The following is a 23,874-nucleotide window of genomic DNA, read 5'->3' on the forward strand; positions in this document are numbered from 1 at the left end:
CGTGCGTCGGGGGCCTGACCGCTGCCGCCCGACGGTTCTGCTTCAGGTTCAGGATATCCCCGACATGACCCGCGACTACAAGTCCACCGTCTTCCTGCCCCGCACCGACTTCCCCATGCGCGGCGGCCTGCCCACCAAGGAGCCGGAGCTGCTGAAGCGCTGGGAGGACATGGGCCTCTTCCAGCGGCTGCGCGAGACGGCGAAGGGCCGCGAGAAGTTCGTCCTGCACGACGGCCCGCCCTACGCCAACGGCAACATCCACATCGGCCACGCCGTCAACAAGGTGCTGAAGGACGTCATCGTCCGCTCGCGCCAGATGCAGGGCTTCGACGCCAACTACGTCCCCGGCTGGGACTGCCACGGCCTGCCCATCGAGTGGAAGATCGAGGAGAAGTACCGGGCCGAGGGCAAGGACAAGGACGAGGTTCCGCTCAACCAGTTCCGCGCCGAGTGCCGCCAGTTCGCCCAGAAGTGGGTGGACGTGCAGGCCGGCGAGTTCCGCCGCCTGGGCGTGGAGGGCAACTGGGCCGACCCGTACCTGACCATGACGCTGCCCGCCGAGGCGCAGATCGTCCGCGAGATCCACAAGTTCGCCATGAACGGCGGCCTCTACAAGGGCGCCAAGCCGGTCATGTGGTCGGTGGTGGAGAAGACCGCGCTGGCCGAGGCGGAGATCGAGTACCACGACCACACCTCCACCACCGTCTTCGCGCGCTTCGCCATCTGGGGCTCGCCGGCGCCGGAGGTCGACGACGCCAACATCGTCATCTGGACGACCACCCCCTGGACCCTGCCGGGAAACCGCGCCATCGCCTTCGGCGACGACATCGAATACGCGACCTACAAGGTGCTGGCGGTCGAGGAGGGCAGCCTCGCCGAGGTCGGCGAACGGCTCGTCATCGCCACCGCGCTGGCCGAGAGCGTCTTCAAGGAAACCAAGATCGCCGACGCGCGGCTGCTGCACCGCTTCCCCGGCTCGCGTCTGGCCGGCGGCTACTGCCACCACCCGCTGACCCGCAGCGGCTACGACTTCAAGGTGCCGCTGCTGGCCGGCGACTTCGTGACGACCGACGCCGGCACCGGCTTCGTCCACATCGCTCCCGGCCACGGCGAGGACGACTTCCATCTCGGTCAGGCCAACGGCATCGAGGTGCCGCAGACGGTCGGCGAGGACGGGCGCTACTACGACCACGTCCCTCTGTTCGCCGGCCTGCGCGTCTACACCGCCGAAGGCAAGCCGGGCGAGGCCAACGGCGCCGTGCTGAAGGCCTTCCAGGAGGTCGGGGCGCTGCTCGCCAAGGGCCGCGTCAAGCACAGCTACCCGCATTCCTGGCGGTCGAAGGCCCCGCTGATCTTCCGCACCACGCCGCAGTGGTTCATCTCCATGGAGACGAACGACCTGCGCAAGACGGCGCTGCAGGCGATCGCCGACACGACGTGGTTCCCGGCCCAGGGCGAGAACCGCATCCGCGCGATGATCGAGCAGCGCCCGGACTGGTGCATCAGCCGCCAGCGCGCCTGGGGCGTGCCGATCGCCCTGTTCGTCCGCAAGGACAACGGCGCGATCCTGCGCGACGCCGATGTGTTCAACCGCATCGCCGACATCTTCGAGAAGGAAGGCTCCGACGCGTGGTTCGCCCGCCCGGCGCAGGACTTCCTCGGCAACGCCCACCGCGCCGACGATTACGAGCAGGTCAGGGACATCGTCGACGTGTGGTTCGAGTCCGGCTCGACCCACGCCTTCGTGCTGGAGCAGCGGCCCGAGCTGAAGTGGCCGGCGTCGCTGTACCTTGAAGGCTCCGACCAGCACCGCGGCTGGTTCCACTCCTCCCTGCTGGAAAGCTGCGGCACGCGCGGCCGGGCGCCCTACGACGCGGTGCTGACGCACGGCTTCACGCTCGACGAGCAGGGCCGCAAGATGTCCAAGTCGCTGGGCAACGTGGTGGCCCCGCAGGAGGTCTGCGACAAGTACGGCGCCGACATCCTGCGCCTCTGGGTGGTCAGCACCGACTACACCGAGGACCAGCGCATCGGTCCGGAGATCATCAAGTACCAGGCCGACCACTACCGCCGCCTGCGCAACACGCTGCGCTACATCCTCGGTGCCCTGGCCGACTACACCCCGGCCGAGCGCATCGCCGTGGCGGAGATGCCGGAGCTGGAGCGCTGGGTCCTGCACCGCCTGTCGGAACTGGACGCCCTGGTCCGCGCCAAGATCGAGGCCTACGACTTCCACGACCTGTCGGTGGCGATCCACAATTTCTGCGCCGTGGAGCTGTCGGCCTTCTACTTCGACGTCCGCAAGGACAGCCTCTACTGCGACGCGACGGGCTCGGTCCGCCGCCGCGCGGTCCGCACGGTGATGGAGCATCTGCTCTCCACCCTGACCGCGTGGCTGGCCCCGATCCTCTGCTTCACCGCGGAGGAGGCGTGGCTCGCCCGTCCCGAAGGTCTGACCGGCGTCGAGGGCTGGAGCGAGGAGAGCGTCCATCTGCGCGTCTTCCCGGCCATCCCGGCGGAGTGGCGCGACGACGATCTCGCCGCCAAGTGGGAGTCCATCCGCACCGTCCGCCGCACCGTCACCGGCGCGCTGGAGCTGGAGCGGGCCAACAAGAAGATCGGCTCGTCCCTCCAGGCCAACCCGACCGTCTTCGTGGACGCGGCGACCAAGGCGCTGCTGGACGGCGTGGACTTCGCCGAGATCTGCATCACCTCGCAGATCACGGTGGCGGAAGGCTCGGCGCCCGAGGGGGCGTTCGTCCTGCCCGACGTGGCCGGCATCGCGGTGGTGCCCGGCCTCGCCGAAGGGGGCAAGTGCGAGCGCTGCTGGAAGATCCTTCCGGAGGTCGGCACGAACGCCGCACACCCGACGCTGTGCCTCCGTTGCGCCGAAGCCGTGGACGCGGAACCGGCGTTCTGATTGGGCTTGGTGGTTGCGCCGGGCCCCCACCCAACCCTCCCCCGCTTCGCAGGGGAGGGCTTCATCTCCTCCCCCTGCGCAGCGGGGGGAGGTCGGGAGGGGGGCCAGCGCGGCCGCCACCCCACCACCCCCTCGGAGCACTCCATGAGCAGCCTCTCCACGTCCGGCAGCCGCAGCTACACGGTCTTCGGCCTGTCCGTCGCCGCGCTGGTGGTGGTCCTCGACCAGCTCACCAAATGGTGGATCCTCGACGTGGTCATGCAGCCCTATCCACGGGTCATCGAGGTCACGCCCTTCTTCAACCTCGTGCTGGCCTGGAACACCGGGGTCAGCTTCGGCACCTTCGGCAGCTCCCACGCCTTCATGCCCTATGTGCTGGCCGCGGTGGCCTTCGCCATCGTGGTGGCGCTGCTGCTCTGGCTGCGGCAGGCCGACCGGCGCTACCTCGCGCTGGCGCTGGGAATGGTCATCGGCGGGGCCATCGGCAACGTGATCGACCGCTTCCTCTACGGGGCCGTCGCCGATTTCCTCGATTTTCATATCGGGGGGTGGCATTTCTGGGCCTTCAACGTGGCGGACAGCGGAATCAGCGTCGGCGTGGCGCTTCTCGTGCTGGATGGGCTGTTCGCCGGCCGCGAAAAGTCGTAATAGTTCACGCGACGGAGCCGCTATAAGGGACGCGGCCCGACGACAAGCGGCCTGACGACTAGACGACGGGACTCGAACGTGACCATGCTTTCCTTCGCCTCCTCCATCGCACGGCGCTCCACCCGTTCTTTGGGGCGGGGTCCGCTGCTGGGCTTGGCGCTCGTCGCGCTGGCGCTCACCGGATGCACCGACGTCCGCCGCTCCATCGGTCTCGACCGCACGAGCCCGGACGAGTTCACGGTCGTGTCCCGCGCGCCGCTGACCATGCCGCCGAGCCTCGCCCGCCTGCCGGAGCCGCGCCCCGGCGCGGCGCGCCCGCAGGACGCCACCTCGTCCGCGGTGGCCGCCGCCTCGGTCTTCGGCGGCTCCTCGCGCGCCACCGCCGCGGCTGGCCGGACGGCCGGCGGCACCGCCGGCGAGTCGGCCCTGATCGCCCAGGCCGGCGCCAAGAGCGGCATCGAGCCGGGCATCCGCAACAAGGTCGACCAGGAGACGACCCAGCTCGTCGTCGCCGACAAGAGCTGGATCGACTCCCTGCTGTTCTGGCAGACGCAGCAGCAGCCCTACGAGATCGTCGATCCGAAGAAGGAGAACCAGCGTCTGCGCGAGGCCCAGGCCACCGGCAAGGCGCTGAACGACGGCACCGTCCCGACCATCGAACGCAAGCGCCGGGCGCCGCTGGAAGGGCTGTTCTAAGCCGATTCCAGGACCCCAACTCGGGGCTCCCACTCCGGGCATTGTTCCGGGCGCTTCGCGGCACCAGTATCTAGGGGGCGTTCCCAGACGGGGACGCCCCCTTTTGCTGTCCCGTCCCCTTCGCTCCCAACGAGAGGCCCATGCTCCCCAACGGCCCCACCGCCCCGCCACCCTGGAAACGGCCCTGGCGCCGGCTTGCCGCCGCGGGCGTCCTGGCGTTCGCCCTGGCCGGCGCCGTCCCCGCCGCCACCCCCGCCTTCGCCGCCGAGAAGGGGGTCTTCTTCCCGGAGACCTTCACCCTGTCCAACGGCATGCAGGTCGTTCTGGTGACCAACCAGCGCGTGCCGGTGGTCACCCACATGGTGTGGTACAAGGTGGGCGCGGCGGACGAGCCGCGCGGCGTGTCGGGCATCGCCCATTTCCTGGAACATCTGATGTTCAAGGGGACGGAGGAGGTTCCGCCCGGCGCCTTCTCCCGCATCGTCGCCAAGAACGGCGGGCGCGACAACGCCTTCACCTCCTGGGACTACACGGCCTATTTCCAGAACGTGGCGCGCGACCGGCTGGAGCTGGTGATGAAGATGGAGGCCGACCGCATGTCGAACCTCCGCCTCACCGATCAGGTCGTCTACCCGGAGCGCGACGTCATCATCGAGGAGCGCCGCCAGCGCATCGAGAACGAGCCCGCCGACCGCATCGGCGAGCAGGTCAACGCCACCCTCTACGTCCACCACCCCTACGGCACGCCGATCATCGGCTGGCCGCAGGAGATGGCCACCCTGACGCGGGAGGAGGCGGAGTCCTTCTACAAGAGCTGGTACGCCCCCAACAACGCCGTGCTGGTGGTGTCCGGCGACGTGACGGCGGAGGAGCTGAAGCCGCTCGCCGAGAAATACTACGGCGGCATTCCCGCCCGCCCGGTGCCGGAGCGCGTCCGCGTTCAGGAGCCGCCGATCAGCGCCGCCCGCCGGGTCATCCTGCGCGACGACGAGGTGCGCCAGCCCTCCATCCGCCGCAACTGGCTCGCCCCCTCCTACCGCACCGACAAGGAAGGCTACGCCTACCCGCTCCAGGTGCTGTCGGAGATCATGAGCGGCGGCCCGACCTCCCGCCTCTACCGCAGTCTCGTCGTCGAGCAGCGCATCGCCACCTCGGCCTGGCTGGGCTACAGCCCGTCGTCCTGGGACATGACCTCGCTGGCGGCGGGCGCCTCGCCGGCCCCCGGCGTCACCATGGAGAAGCTGGAGGCGGCGCTGGAGGCCGACATCCGGACGCTCGTCGAGAAGGGCGTGACGGAGGAGGAGGTGGCCACCGCCAAGAAGCGCATGCTCGCCGAGGCCGCCTACGCCCGCGACAGCCTGACCGGCCCGGCCCAGACGCTGGGCGCGGCCATCGCCACCGGCCAGAGCATCGACGACGTGGAGAACTGGCCGGTGCGCATCGACGCGGTGACCGCCGATCAGGTCAACGCCGCCGCCCGCGCCGTTCTGGGCCAGACCAACCACGTCACCGGCCTTCTGCTGCCGCTCCAGGACAAGGGAAGCTGAGATGATCGCACGCTTCGTGCCTAACAGGGCGATACTCTCCGTCCTCACCCTGCTCCTGACCGCCTTCGCCGTCGCCGCCCCCGCCGCCGCCATCGAGATCAAGCGGGTGGTCAGCCCCGGCGGGATCGAGGCGTGGCTGGTCGAGGACCACAAGGTCCCCATCATCGCCCTGGAATGGGCCTTCGAAGGGGCCGGCGCGTCCGACCCCAAGGGCAAGGAGGGCCTCGCCAACCTCGCCGCCCGCACGCTGGACGAGGGCGCCGGTCCCTATGACAGCCAGGCCTTCGCCGCGCGGCTCCAGGACAACGCCATCGCGCTGGGCTACGACGCCGGGCGCGACGGCTTCGGCGGCAGCCTGCGCACGCTGAGCGACCGCCGCGACGAGGCGTTCGAGCTGACCCGCCTGTCGCTGGCCGAGCCGCGCTTCGACGCGGAGGCGGTGGAGCGCATGCGCGCCGCCGTGCTGTCCAGCCTGCGCCGCGATCAGGCCGACCCCAACTACGTCGGACGGCGGCTGTTCTACTCCACCGCCTACCCCGGCCACCCCTACGGCGACGAGATCCGCGGCACGCTGGAGTCGCTGCCGACGATCACCCCGGACGACCTGCGCGGCTTCGTGAAGGCCGGCTTCGGGCGCGACCGGCTGGTCGTCGCCGCGGCGGGCGACATCAGCCCGGAAGATCTGGGCCGCGCGCTCGACCATGTGTTCGGCGGCCTGCCCGCCACCTCCGCGAACGCCGCCATCCCCGACGTCGAGCCGAAGGGGCTGGGCGAGACGCTGGTCGCCACCCGGCCGACGGCCCAGACGGTCATGCTGATGGGCCAGCCGGGGCTCAAGCGCTCCGACCCCGACTGGTACGCGGCGACCGTGATGAACTACGTCCTGGGCGGCGGCGGCTTCGGCTCCCGCCTGATGGAGGAGGTGCGGGAGAAGCGCGGCCTCAGCTACGGCGTCTACAGCTACCTGATCCCGATGGATCATTCCGCGCTGGTCATGGCCGGCGGCAACACGGTGAACGCCAAGGCCGGGCAGGCGCTGGACATCATGCGCCAGGAATGGAAGCGCATGGCCGAGCAGGGCGTGACGGAGGAGGAGCTGGCCGACGCCAAGACCTATCTGACCGGCAGCTTCCCGCTGCAGCTCGGCAGCACGCAGGCCATCGCGCGCATCCTGCTCCAGGTCAAGCGCGACAAGCTGGGCATCGACTATCTCGACCGTCGCGACGCCTTCATCAACGGCGTCACCCAGGCCGACGTGCAGCGGGTGGCGAAGCGGCTGCTCGACCCCAACCAGCTGCTGACCGTGCTGGTCGGCCGTCCGGAAGGCGTGACCGCGACGCGGACGATCGACGGGGGAAGCTGAGGAACGTTGTCGCGGCGAGCCCCCTCCCGACCTCCCCCCGCTTCGCAGGGGGAGGAGTTAAGCCCTCCCCTGCGAGAGCGGGGGAGGGTTGGGTGGGGGCCACCACGCCCCCCTCCCTCACGCCAAATCCGGCTGACTGCCCGGAAAGCGCGGATCGCCGGGATCAATGGGGCGGCCCGGCACCTTGCCGGGGATGATCCCCACCTGATCGGGCCGCTCGTCCTCGCGGCGTTCCTCATCCGTTGGAACCGGGTCCGCCGGAACCGGCGGGTTCTGTTCGGGCTTGCGCGGATCGCTCATCGTCACCTCCTGTCCCGAAAAGAACACAGGGCGGCGGTTGCCGGTTTCATCGTCCGCCCCGCATAGTCCGCTCACCCTAGACCTTTGTGCACGTTGGATGCGCCGCTTTGGCGCGTACCCGCCGCGCACCGAACGGTGCTAGGCTCCGCGCACGCGAGAAGGAGGCAAAATCCCAATGTCAGCGCTCACCCGTTCGCCCGCCTGGGAAGCCCTGGCCCGTCACCGCCAGGACGTTTCGGCCCTCCACATGCGCGACCTGTTCGCCGCCGACGCCGACCGCTTCGCCCGCTTCTCCCTGGAAGCCTGCGGCCTGCTGTTCGATTATTCGAAGAATCGCATCACCGAGGAAACCCGGACCCTTCTGCTCGACCTCGCCCGCCAGCAGGACGTGGAGGGCTGGCGCGACCGCATGTTCGCCGGGGAGCGGATCAACATCACCGAGGACCGCGCCGTCCTGCACACCGCGCTGCGCAACCGCTCCAACCGCCCGGTCGTGGTGGACGGCCAGGACGTGATGCCGGAGGTGAACGCCGTCCTGCACCGCATGGAGCGCTTCGTCCGGCAGGTCCGCGACGGCGCCTGGACCGGCTACACCGGCCACCCGATCACCGACATCGTCAACATCGGCATCGGCGGCTCCGACCTCGGCCCGGTGATGGTGACGGAGGCGCTGACCCCCTACCTGCACCCGCAGATCGGCGTGCATTTCGTCTCCAACGTGGACGGCACCCACATCAGCGAGACGCTGGAATGGCTGGACCCGGAGACGACGCTGTTCGTCATCGCGTCCAAGACCTTCACCACCCAGGAGACGCTGACCAACGCCCACACCGCGCGGCGCTGGTTCCTGGAGAGCGCCGGCGACCCGGCCCATGTCGCCAAGCATTTCGTCGCCGTCTCCACCAACGAGGCGGAGGTGCGCAAGTTCGGCATCGACCCGGCCAACATGTTCGGCTTCTGGGACTGGGTCGGCGGGCGCTATTCCCTGTGGTCGGCGATCGGGCTGTCCATCGCGCTCGGCATCGGCATGGACCGCTTCCATGAGCTGCTGGACGGCGCCCACGCCATGGACGAGCATTTCCGCACCGCGCCGCCGGAGCGCAACATGCCGGTGCTGATGGCGATGCTGGGCGTCTGGTACGTCAATTTCTGGGGCGCCAAGTCCCACGCCGTGCTGCCCTACGACCAGTACATGCACCGCTTCCCCGCCTACCTCCAGCAGTTGGATATGGAGAGCAACGGCAAGACGGTGGACCGGCAGGGCGCGCGGGTGGACTACGCCACCGGCCCGGTGGTCTTCGGCGAGCCCGGCACCAACGGCCAGCACGCCTTCTACCAGCTGATCCACCAGGGGACGGAGCTGGTGCCCGCCGACTTCCTGGCCCCGGCGGAGACCCACAACCCCATCGGCGACCATCACCGCATCCTGCTGTCGAACTTCTTCGCCCAGCCGGAAGCCCTGATGCGCGGCAAGACCGCCGACGAGGTGCGCGCCGAGATGGCCAAGTCCGGCAAGCCGGCCGAGGCCATCGAGCCGCTGGTCCCCCACCGCGTGTTCGAGGGCAACAAGCCGTCCAACAGCATCCTGTTCAAGAAGCTGGACCCCCGCACGCTGGGCGCCCTGATCGCGCTGTACGAGCACAAGGTGTTCGTCCAGGGCATCGTGTGGAGCATCAACAGCTTCGACCAGTGGGGCGTGGAGCTGGGCAAGCAGCTGGCCGGCAAGATCCTGCCCGAACTCCAGAACGGCCCGACCGCCGCGCTGGGGCACGACAGCTCGACCAACGGGCTGATCGGCTGGTACCGCAAGCACCGCTGAGCCAACGCTCCCCCGTCCCGTTGCCGGGGGAGCTTCCTTTCCAGCCGCTCACCCCAACGGGATGAGGTCAGGTTGGATGGACAATGCGGCGTCCATCCGGGCGTCGCGCCCTCCGCTCCGCCAATTTGGTGCAATCGCTCGTAGCGCCAGCAACCCTCCACCGCCACGCTTCTCCGGACCGCTTCGGAAGCCCCCGTGCGTGTGGAGACGCTGATGCCCATCCTGAAATTCATCGAGGTCAACGCCGCCAAGGCCATCCTGGCGGAAGCCAAGCCAAAGAACATCACCTTCGGCAACGGCAAGCTGAACATCGGGATCGGCGTCGAGTTCGATAAGGAGTTCATCGAGAAGCTCCAGGACGATCCGCTGTCCTGGCAGAAGCTCCAGGACGCCGCCTCCTCGGCCTACAAGGACTTCATCGCCGAGGCGGTCGCCGAAGTCGTCAAGACGGACAAGGTCATCGGCCGTCTGGTCGGCGACCCCACCATGCAGAAGGCCGCGGCGGACGTCTGCTACGCCGGCCTCAAGATGAAGGCGTCCAACCTGACCAAGGAGGTGGACGCCAACGTCAAGACGGCGTGGGCGCAGATCATCAAGACCAACAAGGACTACAGCAAGTACAAGTGGCGGGCCGCCGTCCATGTCGGCCTCCAGATCGGCGGGGTGGCGATCTCCGCCGCCGGGATCGGCGGGGCGGTGGCAACCGGCGGGGTGTCCGCGGTCATCGGCATCTACGGCATGGTCAAGAGCTGCCTCGGGCTGTTCAAGGACCTCGTCAAGCTCTGGCTGTCCGCCGAGAAGTTCCGCACGGCGATCAACGGGCAGGTCACCAAGCTGGTCAAAACCTACAACGCGAAGAAGTCGGCCGCGCGCAACAGCTCCGACTCCGCGAAGGAGGTCATCAACGCGATCTTCGGCACGGAACTCGGCACGATCGGCAAGTGCCGCGGCGACATCAAGCAGTATCTGAGCAAGCTCGACGGCGTGGACGTGAAGTCCCACGAAATCTCGCGGGAGCTTGGCAAGGTCATGTCCAAGCTCGACCGGGCGATGAAGGACATGAAGACCGTCGCCAGGAACAACAAGACGCTGGCCGCCGCGCTGCCCAAGCTGGAAGAGCAAATCAACGACCTGATCGTCAAGATCGTCGCCAAGCAGGAGATGATCAACGAAGGCCGCGACTGGGCGAACCGGATGGACGAGGCGCTGGAGCTGCTGGAGAAGGGCAAGCCGGGCTGGCTGAAGGTCTTCGACAAGTCGCTCGTCCTGCTCGATCTCGGCCTGTCCTTCACCGACCTGTCCGCCCAGGCCGACAAGATCGTGGAGATCGCCTGGGGTGCCGCCCAGGCCGCGGAGGAACTCTACGACGACATCAGCGAGGCGGTCGCCTGACGTCGGCGTGACCGAGGCGCCGGACGACGCCCCCGCAGGAAGTCCTTGTGCGGCGCGACGATCCCGCGTAGGGTGCGGTCTATGAACCCCGTGCGCCTCACCTCTCCCGCCCTCCTGGGGCGATTTTGGTACCGCTGGTACATTCCGGCGGCATAGGTATCGCACACCCACGATGCACCCGAAGCCGCCCGACCCGAGGCGGCTTTTGTGTTTTCAGCACGCGGTGCACGCAAAATCCCCCTGACGGTCACGGCGGCCTCCCTTACGAACCGGAGGTCCCATCATGTCCGATTTCGATTTCGACGTCGTCACCGGCCCGTCCCGCGCCAGCTGCCCCGCCACCCCCAGCGAACCGGAGACACAGGAGGACGGCCACCCCGCCGACAAGACCGGTCCGGCGTGACCGCCCCGTGCCTGGAGCCGCCCCGCCCTTCCCGGCTCGCCATGGCGATGGGGAACAGCGGGGCGGCCCACAAGCGAGGACGTCAACCGTTTACGGCAAGGTGACCGGCGCGGCGGTGGCGAAGCCGAGCTGGCCCAGCTGCGCGTCGAAGAAATAGTTGTAGGCCAGCAGCAGGTTGATGCCCGTGTTGACGTAGGCGATGTCGCTGTCCGGCAGGACCGGCTCCAGCGACGCCGGGGCCGCAGCGGTGGACAGCGCGGTGTCGATGGCGAAGATGCCCTTGACCGGGGCCGCGCTGGAGATGGCGAAGCTGTAGGACATCACCGGCTCCGCGTCGGGGCTGGACCCGTTCGGCACGGCGATGGTGATCTCCGCCCCGCCGAGAGTGGCCGCCCAGTTCTTCACTTGCGGAACGCTCATCATCGCCCCGGTGACCCCGGTGTCGAGCAACAGGGTGGCGTCCAGCGGCAGCCCGTCATGGGCCGTGCTGATGGCGATCGTCGCCGGACCGGTCAGCCAATAGGGCTGGGTCGGCGCCGCCGGCCAGGGCGTGCCCGACGCCGGGGCGCAGTTGCAGCTGTTGGTGACGTTCTTCGTGACCGGCGGCTTGGCCGAGGTCAGCGCGACGGTCTGGCCGTTGAAGGGGCCGGCCGTGAATTCCGCGGTCGTGACGCCCAGCGCGATGTAGCCGTTCAGGCCGCTCCCCGCCGAGGACAGCAGATAGGACGGGTAGAGAGGCTGCCCGTTCACCGACGCCGACAGGAACGGGTTGCTCAGGGTGTAGACGACCTGATCGGGCTGGCCGGCGTTCGCGGTGTAGCTCAGCGCCGGGCGGCCGAAGCCGACGCCCATCATGCCCATGCCCGCATCGACCGGGTTCTGGACGTCGGGCGTGCTGGTGTTGCCGGCATATTGGGCGCCGAAGACCACCAGCGGCCCGGCCTCGCAGACGGAGACGACCTGCTTCGAGTCGTTCAGCGCGGCGCCGATCGCCAGGCTGGGTACGAGGTAGAGGCAACCGGCCAGCGTGTTTCCCGACGGCTGATAGGTGATCTGCGCCGGCCCGAGCGACACCACGCCCGCGGCCAGCCCCTTCGACGTGTCGCCGTCGACCATCAGCAGCGCGGCGGGGATGACGATGCCGGTCGAACCGGTGTCCACCTGCACCTCGTGCAGCAGGCCGCTCGGCGTGCCGATGGTGATGCCGAGGGAATTGGTCTGGCCTTGCCGGTTGAAGGGCTGCCGGACCACCGGGATATCGACCGCCGAGGCGTAAGTGATGGAGGTATCGGACATAAAGCTCTCCCTTAAGAAATCCAATGGAAAAGCACATTTCCAAAAAATCAGAACGCTTTCAAATGTCGTGGCAATACACATACATGCGTAATGCCGCAAATCGTCTGCGACCAAAGGGAGACAGGTGGAAGAATTCCTTTTCCATACAGTTTTCACATCGTCGCCATTTATTTCGTCTCTCTTCCCCTGCGCCGAGACGGAGGCGCAGAGAGGGAGACGCACCATGCAATAGGGCACTTGCGCCGCATGGACAACCGCGACCGCGTGCGGCATCCTTGGTCACCACTTCCGGATGCGGCCGGCCCAGCCGTCGCGCTGTGCCATCGAAAAGCCGTGCCATCGAAAAGCGGGGGAAACGCGTATGTCCATCACCGACGTCACCGGCGGCACGCCCGCCGCTTTCGGCGCCAGCGCCAAGCCGGTTCCGGCGAGGGGACCCGACGCCTCGACGTCGGGAACGGCCGCGCCCGCGACCGGCCGCGGCGGCGCGGTGGACACGGTGACCCTGTCCCGCGAAGCGGTTCGCGCCATGAAGGCCGGGACCATCTCCTTCACCGTCCCGATGGCCGACGGCGCGGCGGCGAAGGACCCGGTGGCGGCGGGCATGGACGCCGTGCTCGCCCGCCGCGATTACGACCTCAAGCAGGCCGACTACATGCGGGAGGCGATGGGCATGCTGCGCCAGACGCTCAACCTGCCCGAGGACCAGCCCATCTTCCTGGGTGGTGCCGCGCATGGCCTGCTGGAGAAGCTGGCGGCCAAGAACGGCCTCAGCAGACCCGAAATGCCGGACGCGCTCCGCGCCGCCGGGGTGAAGGACCCGTTCGCGGAGGATGCCGGTGCCGAGGCCGGCGTGATCGGCGTCGGCATGCCCAACAGCGGCAAGGAACTGCAGGTCGTCTTCGACCGGCTCGGCCTCGCTGGCCGGTCCGCCAAGACGGACGATCCGCTGCGCATGATCGCTTTGAAGGATGGGAACGACCACGGCGGCCCGCTGCTCGGCGCCATCAAGGGGGGAACGCTGGGCCGTCTCACCGACACCCGGCCCGGCCAGGGCGCCAGCCTGTGGGCGGTGACCGACGAGGGTGAGGGGCCGAACGCCCGCGTCCTCGCCTCGGTCCGCTCGGTCGGCATGGACGGCGTCGCCACCGATCTGGCCGCCGGCCTGCTGAAAGGGCTGAAGGGGCTGTTCGCCGGGTCCTGAGACCCACCGCACCCGCTCGCCGCGCACGCCCCGCTCATGGTGGCATTCCGTGCCTGAGCCTACTATATTTGGCGCATGCCAATCCGTATGCTGCCCGACACGCTCGTCAACCGAATCGCCGCCGGCGAGGTGATCGAGCGGCCCGCCGCCGCCGTCAAGGAACTGGTGGAGAACGCCATCGACGCCGGGGCCACCCGCATCGACGTGGTGGTGCGCGACGGCGGCAAATCGCTCATCACCATCACCGACGACGGCTGCGGCATGGCGCCGGACGAGCTGGCGCTCGCCGTGGAGCGGCACGCCACCTCCAAACTGCCGTCCGACGACCTGCTGGACATCCGCTCGCTGGGCTTCCGGGGAGAGGCGCTGCCCTCCATCGGGGCGGTCAGCCGGCTGACCCTGACCAGCCGCCCGCGCGGCGCCGACAGCGCCTGGGCGCTGACCGTGGACGCCGGGCTGAAGGGCGCGCCGCAGCCCGCCGCGCTGGCCCAGGGCACCCGCGTGGAAGTGCGCGACCTGTTCGCCGCCGTGCCCGCGCGCCTGAAATTCCTGAAGGCCGCCCGGACCGAGTTCGACCACATCGGCGACTGCATCGAACGGCTGGCCATGGCCCATCCCGGCGTGGCCTTCACGCTGGACGGCGACGGCCGTTCGGCGCTGCGCCTGTCGGCGGCGCAGGGCGACCTGCTCGACGCCCGGCTGACCCGGCTGGGCGCCCTGATGGGCCGCGACTTCCAGGACAACGCCGTGCCGGTGCAGGCGGCGCGCGAGGGGGTGACGCTCGCCGGCTGGATCGGCCTGCCCACCCTGCACCGCCCCACGGCCCGCCACCAGCATCTGTTCGTCAACGGCCGCCCGGTGCGGGACAAGCTGATGGTGGGTGCGGTGCGGGCGGCCTACGCCGACTTCCTGCCGCGCGACCGCCACCCCATGCTGGCGCTGTTCCTCGACCTCGACCCGCAGGAGGTGGACGTGAACGTCCATCCCGCCAAGGCGGAGGTGCGCTTCCGCGACCAGGGCTTGGTGCGCGGGCTGATCGTCGGGGCGCTCAAGCACGCGCTGGCCGAGGCCGGGCACCGCGCCTCGACCACCGTGGGGCTGGCGACGCTGGGCGCGCTGCGCCCGGAGAGCGGGGTGGACACGGACGGCACCATGCCGCCGCCGTCCCCCCTGCCCTACCGCAGCCCGGGGCACCAGCCGGCGCCGTCCTGGGGCGGCGGCTACGGCTCCGTCGTGCCGCGCGGGCTGGCCGACCGGGCGACCGCCTTCCAGGCGCCCCATCAGGCGCCGCTCCCCCCCTTGCAGGGCCGCCTCGCCGGCTGGCAGGCCGCGCCCGCCGCGCGCCCGCCGGACTACGCGGCGCAGGCCGCCGCCGCTCCGCCGCTGGACAGCCACCCGCTGGGGGCGGCGCGCGCCCAGGTCCACAACACCTACATCGTCGCCCAGACCAGCGAGGGCATCGTCATCGTCGACCAGCACGCCGCCCATGAGCGGCTGGTCTATGAACGCATGAAGACCGCCCTTCTGGAGGGCGGCGTGAAGCGGCAGGCCCTCCTGATCCCGGAGTTGGTGGAACTGGACGAGCCGTCCGCCAACCGCCTGCTGGGCCGCGCGGCGGAACTGGCCGAGTTGGGTCTGGCGGTGGAGGGCTTCGGTCCCGGCTGCGTCCTGGTGCGCGAGGTCCCGGCGCTGCTGGGCCAGAGCGACGTGAAGAGCCTCGTCCGCGATCTCGCCGAGGAACTGGCGGAACTGGGCGACGCGCTGTCGCTGAAGGAGCGGCTGGAGGACGTGTGCGGCACCATGGCCTGCCACGGCTCCGTGCGCGCCGGGCGCTCCCTCGGCATCGAGGAGATGAACGCCCTCCTGCGCCAGATGGAGGCGACTCCCCACAGCGGCCAGTGCAACCACGGCCGCCCCACCTATGTGGAGTTGAAGCTGTCCGACATCGAGCGGCTGTTCGGGCGCCGCTAGGGTGTCGGACCACAGATAGACCGACCCTGAACCACACTCGAATTGACCCTGAAAACAATAGGACTGACCCGGAGACGGCCCGCTTCGGCGTCGCGCCGGCATTTGACGGCTTGGCTGCTGCGCTGCCCCTTCCCAATGCCCCTTTCCAGCAACGCGCCACGGAATGAGCACCGTTGCGGAGCGAGGAAAGCGGCTAACTTACAGTTGCATTTTTCGGCGATGGGCTTGACTGATGGGCTTGACTGGCGAGCGCTTGACGGCATCGCCTCCAAAGCGACCAGGCGATGATGGTGGCGGGATCGATTGACCGCTGGGTCGGGCGATCGGCAACACGACGGATCTCCTGCATCGACCAGCGAACCATGAGCGGGGCATTTTCCGGACAGGTTTTGGGGGCGTGGCGGGAGTATCCGTCTTATGGCGAACCACCCCGGCGCGGCGGAGTGCCATCTCCAGTTCACCGACGCCATAGACGCTGCCAGCCGCCACCCGGGCGAAAGGCACGTTGGCGTTGATCGCCCGGCACACCCCTGGCACACCCCCGGCACACCATCGCGACGGCTATAGCCGGCTTGGTGGCGAAGCGTACTTCTCCATCCAGGTGTCTCCACGGCGGCGCCACACGGTGGCCTTCATCGTGGCCATGATCGTTTCCTCCAATTATGCCGTTTGATGGTGCGCGTCGGCTCGAAATCGCCGGTTTGCGGTCAGGTGAAGACCATTCCGCCGTCGACCAGCAGGGATTGGCCGGTCATGAAGTCGGAATCGGAAGAGGCGAGGAAGCGCGCCACTCCCACCAGATCCTCCGCCGTCGAAGGACGGCCCAGCACGGCGCCGGCCGCGAACTGGTTGAACGCCTCGTCCTCGGCCGTCGTCAGGCCGGTGTCGCGGAAGCCCTTGTCGATGATCTTCCACATCTCCGTCGCGACGACGCCGGGGCAGATCGCGTTGGCGGTGATCTTGTCCTTGCCGAAGGCGCGCGCGGCCGCCTGGGTCAGGGCGACCACCGCGAACTTGCTGGCCGAGTAATGGGCGAGCGGTTCGTACCCTTGCTTGCCGGCGATGGAGGCGGTGTTGATGATCTTTCCACCCCCACCTTGCGCGCGGAAGGTCCTGATCGCCTCCTGCATGCCGATCAGCACGCCCAACGCATTGACGTCGGTGACGAAACGCCAGTCCTCCTCCGTGATGTCGAGAAAAGGCTTGGTCTGGGCGACCCCCGCGTTGTTGAAGATGACGTCGAGGCGTCCGAAGGAGGCGACGGCCATATCGATCATGCGGCGGACCGCGGCGCGGTCGCGGACGTCCACCGTGACCGAGACGGCGTCGCCACCGGTCGCGCGGATGGATTCCGCCACCGTCCTCGCGTCCTCTTCCGTGCGATCGGCGATGGTCAGCCGCGCGCCGTCGGCCGCGAGCGCGCGGGCTATGGTGGCGCCGATCCCGCGGCCGGCACCGGTGACGATGATGCTCTTGTCCTTGAGGTTGGGCATGATGCGTCTCCAAGGGCCGGCCTGGGGGAGAGCCGCAAGCCGGCCGGACGGGTGGAAAGGTCAGGCGTTTTTCGTGACGTGGTCCTTGACGAGGGCGTTGACCTTCCCGGCCGCCTCCATCTGCACCATGTGGCCGGCGTCCGGGACCACCTCGACCCGCGCGGCGGAGCCCAGCGCCGTGGCATGGGCGGCCGGGATGATGCGGTCCTCCGCGCCCCACACGACCAGCGTCGGCACCCCCGCGGCCCCGACCGCCTCGCCGAGAATGACCGTCTGCTCCCCGTTCCCGAACATCGAGGACGCGATGGCCCGAAGCGCACCGTCCACGCCGTCCAGCCGCTTGTACTTCAGCAGGTCGTCGATCAGCTGGCGGTTGACCAGCCCGGCGTCGGCGAACAGGGTCTCCAGCACCGGCTTCAGGTCGCGGCGCGAGGTCGCGTCGATGAAGCCCGTGATGTAGTTCTGGTTGATCTCCCGCCCCAGACCGGCCGAGCAGATCAGCGACAGCGACGCCACCCGCTCCGGCGCGTCGAGCGCCGTGCGCATGGACACAGCGCCGCCCATGGAATGGCCGACCAGATGCGCGGCCCCGATGCCCACCGCGTCCATGAAGTCCCGCACCGCCTTCGACAGGCCGGTCAGCGTCGGGTCGGGCAGCGTCTTGGCAGACTGGCCGTGCCCCGGCAGATCCAGCGCGTAGACCGTGGCGCCCTCCGCCAGGGCGTCGATGGTGAACAGCCAGTTGTCGAGGTCGCCGCCGAAGCCATGGACCAGCAGCACGGTCGTCGCCCCGTCGCCGCGCCTGGCGTAGCGGATGTTGCCCGCCGCCGTCTCGGCGAACTCGTAGCGCGGACCGGCATCCGCCCCGTCCTCCCCGCCGTCGGCGGCGGGGACGGCGTAGCTGGCGATGAAGGCGTCGATGTCGCTGTCCGGCACGTCGGGTTCGGCCAGCACGGCGATCAGCGCCTTCACCGGGTAGACGGTGCCGGGCTCGCCCAGCACCCGGCGCAGGACACCCGTCTCGCCGGCCTCGACCACGTTGGTGATCTTGTCGGTCTCGACCTCCAGAAGATCATCGCCCAGATTGACGGTGGCCCCCGGCTGCTTCAGCCAGCCGGTGACCTTGCCCTCCGACATGGACAGGCCCCACTTGGGCATGACGATGGGCTTGATGCGCTCGTTGAGAGTGGTCATGAAAAAGCGGCTCCGGGATCAGGCGGCGAGGGTGCTGCGGGGCGAGGGGGCCAGCGTGCGGCGGACGGCGGTGGCGACGGCCTCGGCGCTGGGGATGTAGAGGTCTTCCAGCGAGGGCGAGAAGGGCACCGGCGTGTGCGGCGGCGTCACCATCTGGATGCCGGCCTTCAGCGCGCCGAAGGCGTTCTGCGCCACGAAGGCCGAAATGTCGGTGGCGAGGTTGCAGCGCGGGTGCGCCTCGTCCACCACGACCAGCCGGCCGGTGCGCTCCACGCTGTCGATGATGGTGTCCCAGTCGATGGGCGACAGGGTGCGCAGGTCGATCACCTCCGCCTCCACCTTCTCCTTGGCGAGCGCGTCCGCGGCCTCCATGGCGCGGTGGACGGTCAGGCCGTAGCTGACGATGGTGACGTGATCGCCGTCGCGGAGCACGTTCGCCTCGCCGAAGGGGATGGCGTAGGACTCCACCGGCACTTCGGTCTCATGACCGTAGAGGTTCTTGTGCTCGCAGAAGATGACCGGGTCGTTGTCGCGGATCGACTGGATCAGCAGGCCCTTGGCGTCATAAGCGTTCGACGGGCAGACGACCTTCAGGCCCGGAATGTGGGTGAACAGCGGGGTGAGCATCTGCGAATGCTGGGCCGCCGCGCGGAAGCCTGCGCCGACCATCCCGCGGATCACCACCGGCGTCTCCGCCTTGCCCCCGAACATGTAGCGGAACTTGGCCGCCTGGTTGAAGATCTGGTCGAAGCAGACGCCCATGAAGTCCATGAACATCAGCTCCGCGACCGGGCGCATGCCGCAGGCGGCGGCGCCGATCGCCGCACCGATGTAGGCGGATTCCGACAGGGGCGTGTCCAGCAGGCGGTCGCCGTGCTTGGCGAACAGGCCCTTGGTGACGCCCAGCACGCCGCCCCAGGCGTCGTCCTCGCCGGGCGCGCCGGTGCCGCCGACGATGTCCTCGCCCATGAGGATGACGGTCGGGTCGCGGCGCATTTCGAGGTCCAACGCCTCGTTGATCGCCGTCTTCATGCTGATTTTGCGGGACATGGTGCTTCCTCCGGTGAAGGCCGTTTTTTGGCGTGGGCCGCTCAGTAGGCGACGTAGACGTCTTTCAGCAGGTCGGCGGCGACGGGCAGCGGGGCCGCCTTGGCGCAGCGCACGGCGTCCTCGATCAGCGCGTTCACCTCGCGGTCGATGGTTTCAAGCTCGGCGGGGGCGACGGTGCCGGTTTCGGTCAGGCGCTGGGCGAGCAGCTTGATGCAGTCGCGGTTGGCGCGCAGGTTCTCCACCTCTCCCTTGGCGCGGTAGGTCTGGGCGTCGCCTTCGAAATGGCCGTAGAAGCGGACCATGTTGCATTCCAGCAGCGCCGGGCCGCCGCCTTCGCGGGCGCGCCTGATGATTTCGCCGGCCGCCTCGTGCACCGCGAAGAAATCGGTGCCGTCCACCGTCACGCCCGGCAGGCCGAAGCCGGTGGCACGGTCGATGTAGCTGTCGCAGGAGACCGCCCATTCCATGGCGGTGGATTCGGCGTAGCCGTTGTTCTCCACCACGAAGATGACCGGCAGGTTCCACACCGCCGCGAGGTTCATGCTCTCCAGGAAGGTGCCCTGGTTCGACGCGCCGTCGCCGACGAAGGTGATGCCGACCCCGCCGTCGCCCCGGAACTTGGCGGCCAGCGCCGCCCCGCAGATCAGCGGCGCGCCGGCGCCCAGGATGCCGTTGGCGCCCATCATGCCCTTCGACAGGTCGGCGATGTGCATCGACCCGCCCTTGCCCCGGCAGGCGCCGGTGGAACGGCCGTAGATCTCCGCCATCATCTCGTGGACATCGACCCCCTTGGCGATGCAATGACCGTGGCCGCGATGGGTCGAGGCGATGCGGTCGTTGTCGTTCAGGTGCATCATGATGCCGGTGGCGCAGGCCTCCTCACCGGCGTAGAGGTGCACGAAGCCCGGAATGTCGCCCTTGGCGAAGTCGACGTGCAGACGCTCCTCGAACTCGCGGATGGTCCGCATGGTCCGGTAGGCTTGCAGCAGGTCCGCTTTGTCGAGTGGAAAAGGATTGTCGGTCACGGACGTTTCTCCCTTGTCAGATTTTTAAAGGCGGGTTTCCAAAGGCGGCCGGTTTTTCAAAGACAGGTCTTCAAAGCTCGGCCGTGACCGGCGCCGGGGCGCCGGTCAGCAGCCTGTATTGGGCGGCGTGCTGCATGCAGCCGCCCACGTTCACGGTGCGGAAGGCGTCGTCCCGGAGCGTCAGGGACACGCGGTCTTGCGCCGAGAAGGTGATTTCCCGCTCGCCGTCGAGCGCGATGGAACCGGCCTTCACCTCCGGCACGAAGGGCACGCCGGCCGGCATGCGGCGCCAATCCGCGACCCCGACCGAGGCCATCAGCCCCGGCGCGATGGGCGCGCGCAGCACCGTCATGCCGGTCGCCGCCGTGTTGGGCGCCGGTGTGCCGAGACGCACCATCAGCCCGCCGCTCTCCTCCCGCGTCACCGGCTCCAGCAGGCCGGCGATGGCCGACATGCCGATGACCTCCGGGTCGGCGAAGGTGACGAACAGCTCGCGGAAGCTGTCCGGCTTCCACAGGGCGCGGGCCCCGACGTAGCGCTCGGTCACCAGGGCGACGTCGACCAGCGCGATCTCCTCCACCCGGCCGTTGAGCGACACGTCGATGCGCTTGTTCGCCGCGAAGGCGATGTCCGCGGGCACTTGCCCGGTCACGGCCAAGCCGGTCGCCAGCCCGGTGATGGTCGGTTCGCGGTGTTCGGGAAAGGCGTTGTTGGTGCCCGTGGAGATGCCGGCCACGGGCACCGCCCCGCAGTTCGCCACCACGGCGCGGTGCGTGCCGTCGCCGCCCAGCACGACGATGGCGGCGACCCCCGCCCGGCGCATCTCGTCCGCCGCCCGATGGGTGTCGGCGACGGTGCCGGTGACCGGCATGGGCAGCGGGTGAATGGTGGGATAGGGCGCCTCGCCGTGCGCCGCCGCCCGTGACAGCCCGCGCGCCACATGGCGCCCGATGCCGCCATGTTCCGGCATCATCAGGACGTCGGTGACCCCGCAGGCGCGCAGCGCGGCCAGCACCCGCAGGACGATGTTGGCGCGATCCGTGATCTGGAGGTTCGCCGCGTTCGCGACGACCCGGCGGATGTCGCGTGCGGATACTGGATTGGCAATGATGCCGACGGCCGGTGCCACGCGCCCTCCCCTTCGCTTCGATGTTTTGAAGGGGTCTGTGGCAAAGGCCGTGCCAAATGTGCGCACAGCTGATTATTGTGGACTCGCAACAGTTTGCGCGTCGCGTGGCGGCGTTGCAATCACCTCACCTGTTGCATGACCTGTTGCAGGGCGTTGCAACAGGTGTTGCATGCCTCAATCCAGCCGGTGCGGCGGGACGATGCCGAAACGGCGCATCTGGCGGTGGACGGTCGAGCGGTCCACGCCCATGTCCCGCGCCGCCGCCGACACGTTCCAGTGCAGGCGGCGCAACACCTCGCGCAGGCGGATGGCGGGATCGTCGCTGTCCGGGGCGGGCGTCGGAGGGCCCGACGGCCACGCCTCGAACACGCCGCTGCGCTGCACGGGGTCGGGAATGTCCATCAGTTCGATCAGCCCGTCGGTGCAGACCGCGCAGGCGTAGTCGAGCGCGTTCACCAGTTCGCGCACGTTGCCGGGCCAGCCGTGGGCGCGCAAGGCGGCCAGCGCCGGAGCGGCGATGGTGTAGCCGATGCCGTCCCGCTCCGTCCGCTCGGCCAGCAGCCGGTCGATCAGCCAGTCGAGGTCGCCGCGCTGGCGCAGCGGCGGCACGGTGAACACCGCGCCGTTGAGACGGAAATACAAGTCGTCGCGGAACGTCCCCGCCTTGATCAGTTTGACCAGATCGCGGTGGGTCGCGGCAATGACGCGCACGTCCACCGACACCGCCTTGGTGCGGCCGATGGGTGTGACCTCCCGCTCCGCCAGGACGCGCAGCAGGCGTGTCTGCGAGGACAGCGGCATGTCGCCGATCTCGTCCAGGAACAGCGTGCCGCCGTCCGCCTCCAGGATCAGCCCCTTCTTGCCCCGCGACGTGGCCCCGGTGAAGGAGCCGGGCTCATGGCCGAACAACTCGCTCTCGATCAGCGCCTCCGGCAGCGCGGCGCAGTTCACGGCGACGAAAGGCTTGGACGCGCGCACGCTCGACTGGTGCAAGGCCTTGGCGAGGTGTTCCTTGCCGGTGCCGGTCTCGCCGTGGATCAGCAGGCTCATCCGCGTGTTCACCAGCTTCGCCGCGCGCGTCAACACCGCTTTCAGCGCCGGATCACCGCCGCACATCGCCTGGAGCGGCTTGGGCAGGCTTCCCTCGTCTCCTTTGGATGGGCGTGGAACGGCGATGGCCGGCGGCGGCATCGCCTGCGCGAACAGGGGTGTCCCGCTGCGCCGCAGGCGGAGGGTGCGCTGGTCGGTGGGCAGAGAGCGCACGAACCGCACCAGGTCGTCCACCTGACAGTCGAAGAGGTCGGAGAAGGACCGTCCGATGAGATGCTCCCGGTCCTCCCCCTCGCCGGCCAGCAGTCGACACGCGCGGTGATTGAAGCCGATGATCCGCCCGGCGCCGTCCAGCGCGATCACGAAGTCCGGATCGACTTCCGCAAACTCCTGGGAGGCGGAGAGCTTGACCACCCACTCCCGGCGGAAATTGTTGTAGAGGTTGGCGTTTTCGATCTTGTGCGTGAAGGCCTTGACCAGTTGGAGGGCCAGATACTGGCTGATCTTGGGCTCCGGCGAACGGAGCGCGGAGATGTCCAGCACCGCCGCAAGCCCGCCGCCGCTGTGGAACACCGGAGCCGCCGTGCAGGTGAGGGGAATGTGGGTCGCGTCGAAATGGTCCGTCTGGTGGACGGTCAACGCCTCGCCCGTGGCGATGCAGGTGCCGACCGCGCAGGTGCCGGCCCGTCCCTCGTTCCAGTCCGCGCCGAGATAGAGGCCGGTCCGGCGCAGGTCGTCGTCCGACGCCCGGTCGCCGATGAAGTCGACGGTGACGCCGTTGCTGTCGGTCAGCAGCAGGGCGTAGCCCATGCCGGCCACCTGATGATACAGGGCCTCCAGCCCGAAGCGGGCCATGCGCAGGAATTCGTCCATCGCGTCGCGGTGCAGGCACAGACGCTCGTGCGGCAGGATGTAGGCCTCCCGCCGGACGGTCGGATCCAGCTTGTAATCGGCCACGCACCGGCGCCAGGATGCGGTGATGATGGCGTCGCGCTTCGACGCGATCCCTTCCGAGACGCGGACCAATTCGTTGATGTGCGCCGCTTTGGCGTTCTCCATCAGCGTATCCTCCCTGGAGCGCAACCGCTCTGATCTGGTCAGCCAAATCGGAGCAATATATCAAGCGCCCTGCCGCACAGGCAATTTGTGCAATAGTATTGCCGGCACCTGCACCGTGGCCCGGAAATGAGCCCCTCGGCGGGGCCTGTTCAGGCGGCCAAGGACAGCTTGGCCACGGACATCTGTCCGGTTGGCGACGGACATCTGTCCGGGCACCGTCGAGTTGGCGTTGGAGAGCGGCGCGGGGACGAGTGGGACCTCTATGAGGTCGGCTAATTCCTGTCGGCAAGAAACAGTATCTGTGGCGCGCCGCCG

Annotated in this window: 17 protein-coding genes; 9 read left to right on the plus strand and 8 right to left on the minus strand. The window is 68.9% G+C overall.

Going from position 1 to position 23,874, the window contains the following annotated elements; translation table 11 throughout:
• Nucleotides 1-64: 64 nt before the first annotated feature.
• The 5 genes from ileS (at nt 65) to TSH58p_RS08265 (ending at nt 7,174) form a co-directional block, all read left to right on the plus strand.
• Entirely contained in the window at nt 65-2,920 is a 2,856-nt protein-coding gene (gene ileS, locus TSH58p_RS08245) for an isoleucine--tRNA ligase (protein WP_109071390.1), read from the plus strand.
• 144 nt (nt 2,921-3,064) lie between these two features.
• Nucleotides 3,065-3,568, plus strand: coding sequence for a signal peptidase II (gene lspA / locus TSH58p_RS08250; RefSeq protein WP_109071391.1), 504 nt, complete (start codon nt 3,065-3,067; stop codon nt 3,566-3,568).
• Nucleotides 3,569-3,652: 84 nt separating this feature from the next.
• Nucleotides 3,653-4,264, plus strand: a complete 612-nt coding sequence (locus TSH58p_RS08255; protein ID WP_199230188.1) for a DUF3035 domain-containing protein — start codon at nt 3,653-3,655, stop codon at nt 4,262-4,264.
• A 140-nt stretch (nt 4,265-4,404) separates the two neighbouring features.
• Nucleotides 4,405-5,811: a pitrilysin family protein gene (locus TSH58p_RS08260; protein WP_109071393.1), complete on the plus strand. Its 1,407-nt coding sequence runs from the start codon at nt 4,405-4,407 to the stop codon at nt 5,809-5,811.
• Nucleotide 5,812: 1 nt separating this feature from the next.
• Complete coding sequence (locus TSH58p_RS08265) at nt 5,813-7,174, plus strand: pitrilysin family protein (protein WP_109071394.1); 1,362 nt, start codon at nt 5,813-5,815, stop codon at nt 7,172-7,174.
• Between the two features lie 117 nt (nt 7,175-7,291).
• On the opposite strand, the gene TSH58p_RS08270 is transcribed toward TSH58p_RS08265, so the two are convergent.
• A complete protein-coding gene (locus tag TSH58p_RS08270; RefSeq protein ID WP_109071395.1) occupies nt 7,292-7,474 on the minus strand; it encodes a hypothetical protein in 183 nt (60 codons plus the stop codon).
• A gap of 175 nt (nt 7,475-7,649) precedes the next feature.
• Here TSH58p_RS08270 and pgi point away from each other — a divergent pair, with 175 nt between their 5' ends.
• Together pgi and TSH58p_RS08280 are read left to right on the plus strand one after the other, a co-directional pair.
• Nucleotides 7,650-9,293 (plus strand): glucose-6-phosphate isomerase, encoded by a 1,644-nt coding sequence (gene pgi / locus TSH58p_RS08275; RefSeq protein ID WP_109071396.1) that lies wholly within the window; start codon nt 7,650-7,652, stop codon nt 9,291-9,293.
• Between the two features lie 213 nt (nt 9,294-9,506).
• Complete coding sequence (locus TSH58p_RS08280) at nt 9,507-10,685, plus strand: hypothetical protein (RefSeq protein ID WP_146205912.1); 1,179 nt, start codon at nt 9,507-9,509, stop codon at nt 10,683-10,685.
• Nucleotides 10,686-11,178: 493 nt separating this feature from the next.
• On the opposite strand, the gene TSH58p_RS08285 is transcribed toward TSH58p_RS08280, so the two are convergent.
• A complete protein-coding gene (locus TSH58p_RS08285) occupies nt 11,179-12,384 on the minus strand; it encodes a hypothetical protein (protein ID WP_109071398.1) in 1,206 nt (401 codons plus the stop codon).
• 361 nt (nt 12,385-12,745) lie between these two features.
• Here TSH58p_RS08285 and TSH58p_RS08290 point away from each other — a divergent pair, with 361 nt between their 5' ends.
• Together TSH58p_RS08290 and mutL are read left to right on the plus strand one after the other, a co-directional pair.
• Nucleotides 12,746-13,588, plus strand: coding sequence for a hypothetical protein (locus TSH58p_RS08290; RefSeq protein WP_109071399.1), 843 nt, complete (start codon nt 12,746-12,748; stop codon nt 13,586-13,588).
• Nucleotides 13,589-13,663: 75 nt separating this feature from the next.
• The gene (gene mutL / locus TSH58p_RS08295; protein WP_109071400.1) at nt 13,664-15,559 is read left to right on the plus strand and encodes a DNA mismatch repair endonuclease MutL; all 1,896 of its coding nucleotides are present in this window, start codon (nt 13,664-13,666) and stop codon (nt 15,557-15,559) included.
• A gap of 707 nt (nt 15,560-16,266) precedes the next feature.
• Here the strand turns inward: mutL and TSH58p_RS08300 are convergent.
• From TSH58p_RS08300 to TSH58p_RS08325, 6 genes are all read right to left on the minus strand, one after another.
• A complete protein-coding gene (locus tag TSH58p_RS08300; RefSeq protein ID WP_109071401.1) occupies nt 16,267-17,052 on the minus strand; it encodes an SDR family NAD(P)-dependent oxidoreductase in 786 nt (261 codons plus the stop codon).
• Nucleotides 17,053-17,112: 60 nt separating this feature from the next.
• Entirely contained in the window at nt 17,113-18,246 is a 1,134-nt protein-coding gene (locus tag TSH58p_RS08305; RefSeq protein ID WP_109071402.1) for an acetoin dehydrogenase dihydrolipoyllysine-residue acetyltransferase subunit, read from the minus strand.
• Between the two features lie 18 nt (nt 18,247-18,264).
• Entirely contained in the window at nt 18,265-19,296 is a 1,032-nt protein-coding gene (locus TSH58p_RS08310) for an alpha-ketoacid dehydrogenase subunit beta (protein WP_109071403.1), read from the minus strand.
• Nucleotides 19,297-19,337: 41 nt separating this feature from the next.
• Nucleotides 19,338-20,321 (minus strand): thiamine pyrophosphate-dependent dehydrogenase E1 component subunit alpha, encoded by a 984-nt coding sequence (locus TSH58p_RS08315; RefSeq protein WP_109071404.1) that lies wholly within the window; start codon nt 20,319-20,321, stop codon nt 19,338-19,340.
• Nucleotides 20,322-20,391: 70 nt separating this feature from the next.
• Nucleotides 20,392-21,450: an ATP-NAD kinase family protein gene (locus tag TSH58p_RS08320; protein WP_109071405.1), complete on the minus strand. Its 1,059-nt coding sequence runs from the start codon at nt 21,448-21,450 to the stop codon at nt 20,392-20,394.
• Nucleotides 21,451-21,624: 174 nt separating this feature from the next.
• Nucleotides 21,625-23,559: a sigma-54-dependent Fis family transcriptional regulator gene (locus TSH58p_RS08325; RefSeq protein ID WP_109071406.1), complete on the minus strand. Its 1,935-nt coding sequence runs from the start codon at nt 23,557-23,559 to the stop codon at nt 21,625-21,627.
• Between the last annotated feature and the right edge of the window lie 315 nt (nt 23,560-23,874).

Origin of the sequence: Azospirillum sp. TSH58 (assembly GCF_003119115.1) — a bacterium.
In the GTDB taxonomy this organism is placed as follows: domain Bacteria; phylum Pseudomonadota; class Alphaproteobacteria; order Azospirillales; family Azospirillaceae; genus Azospirillum.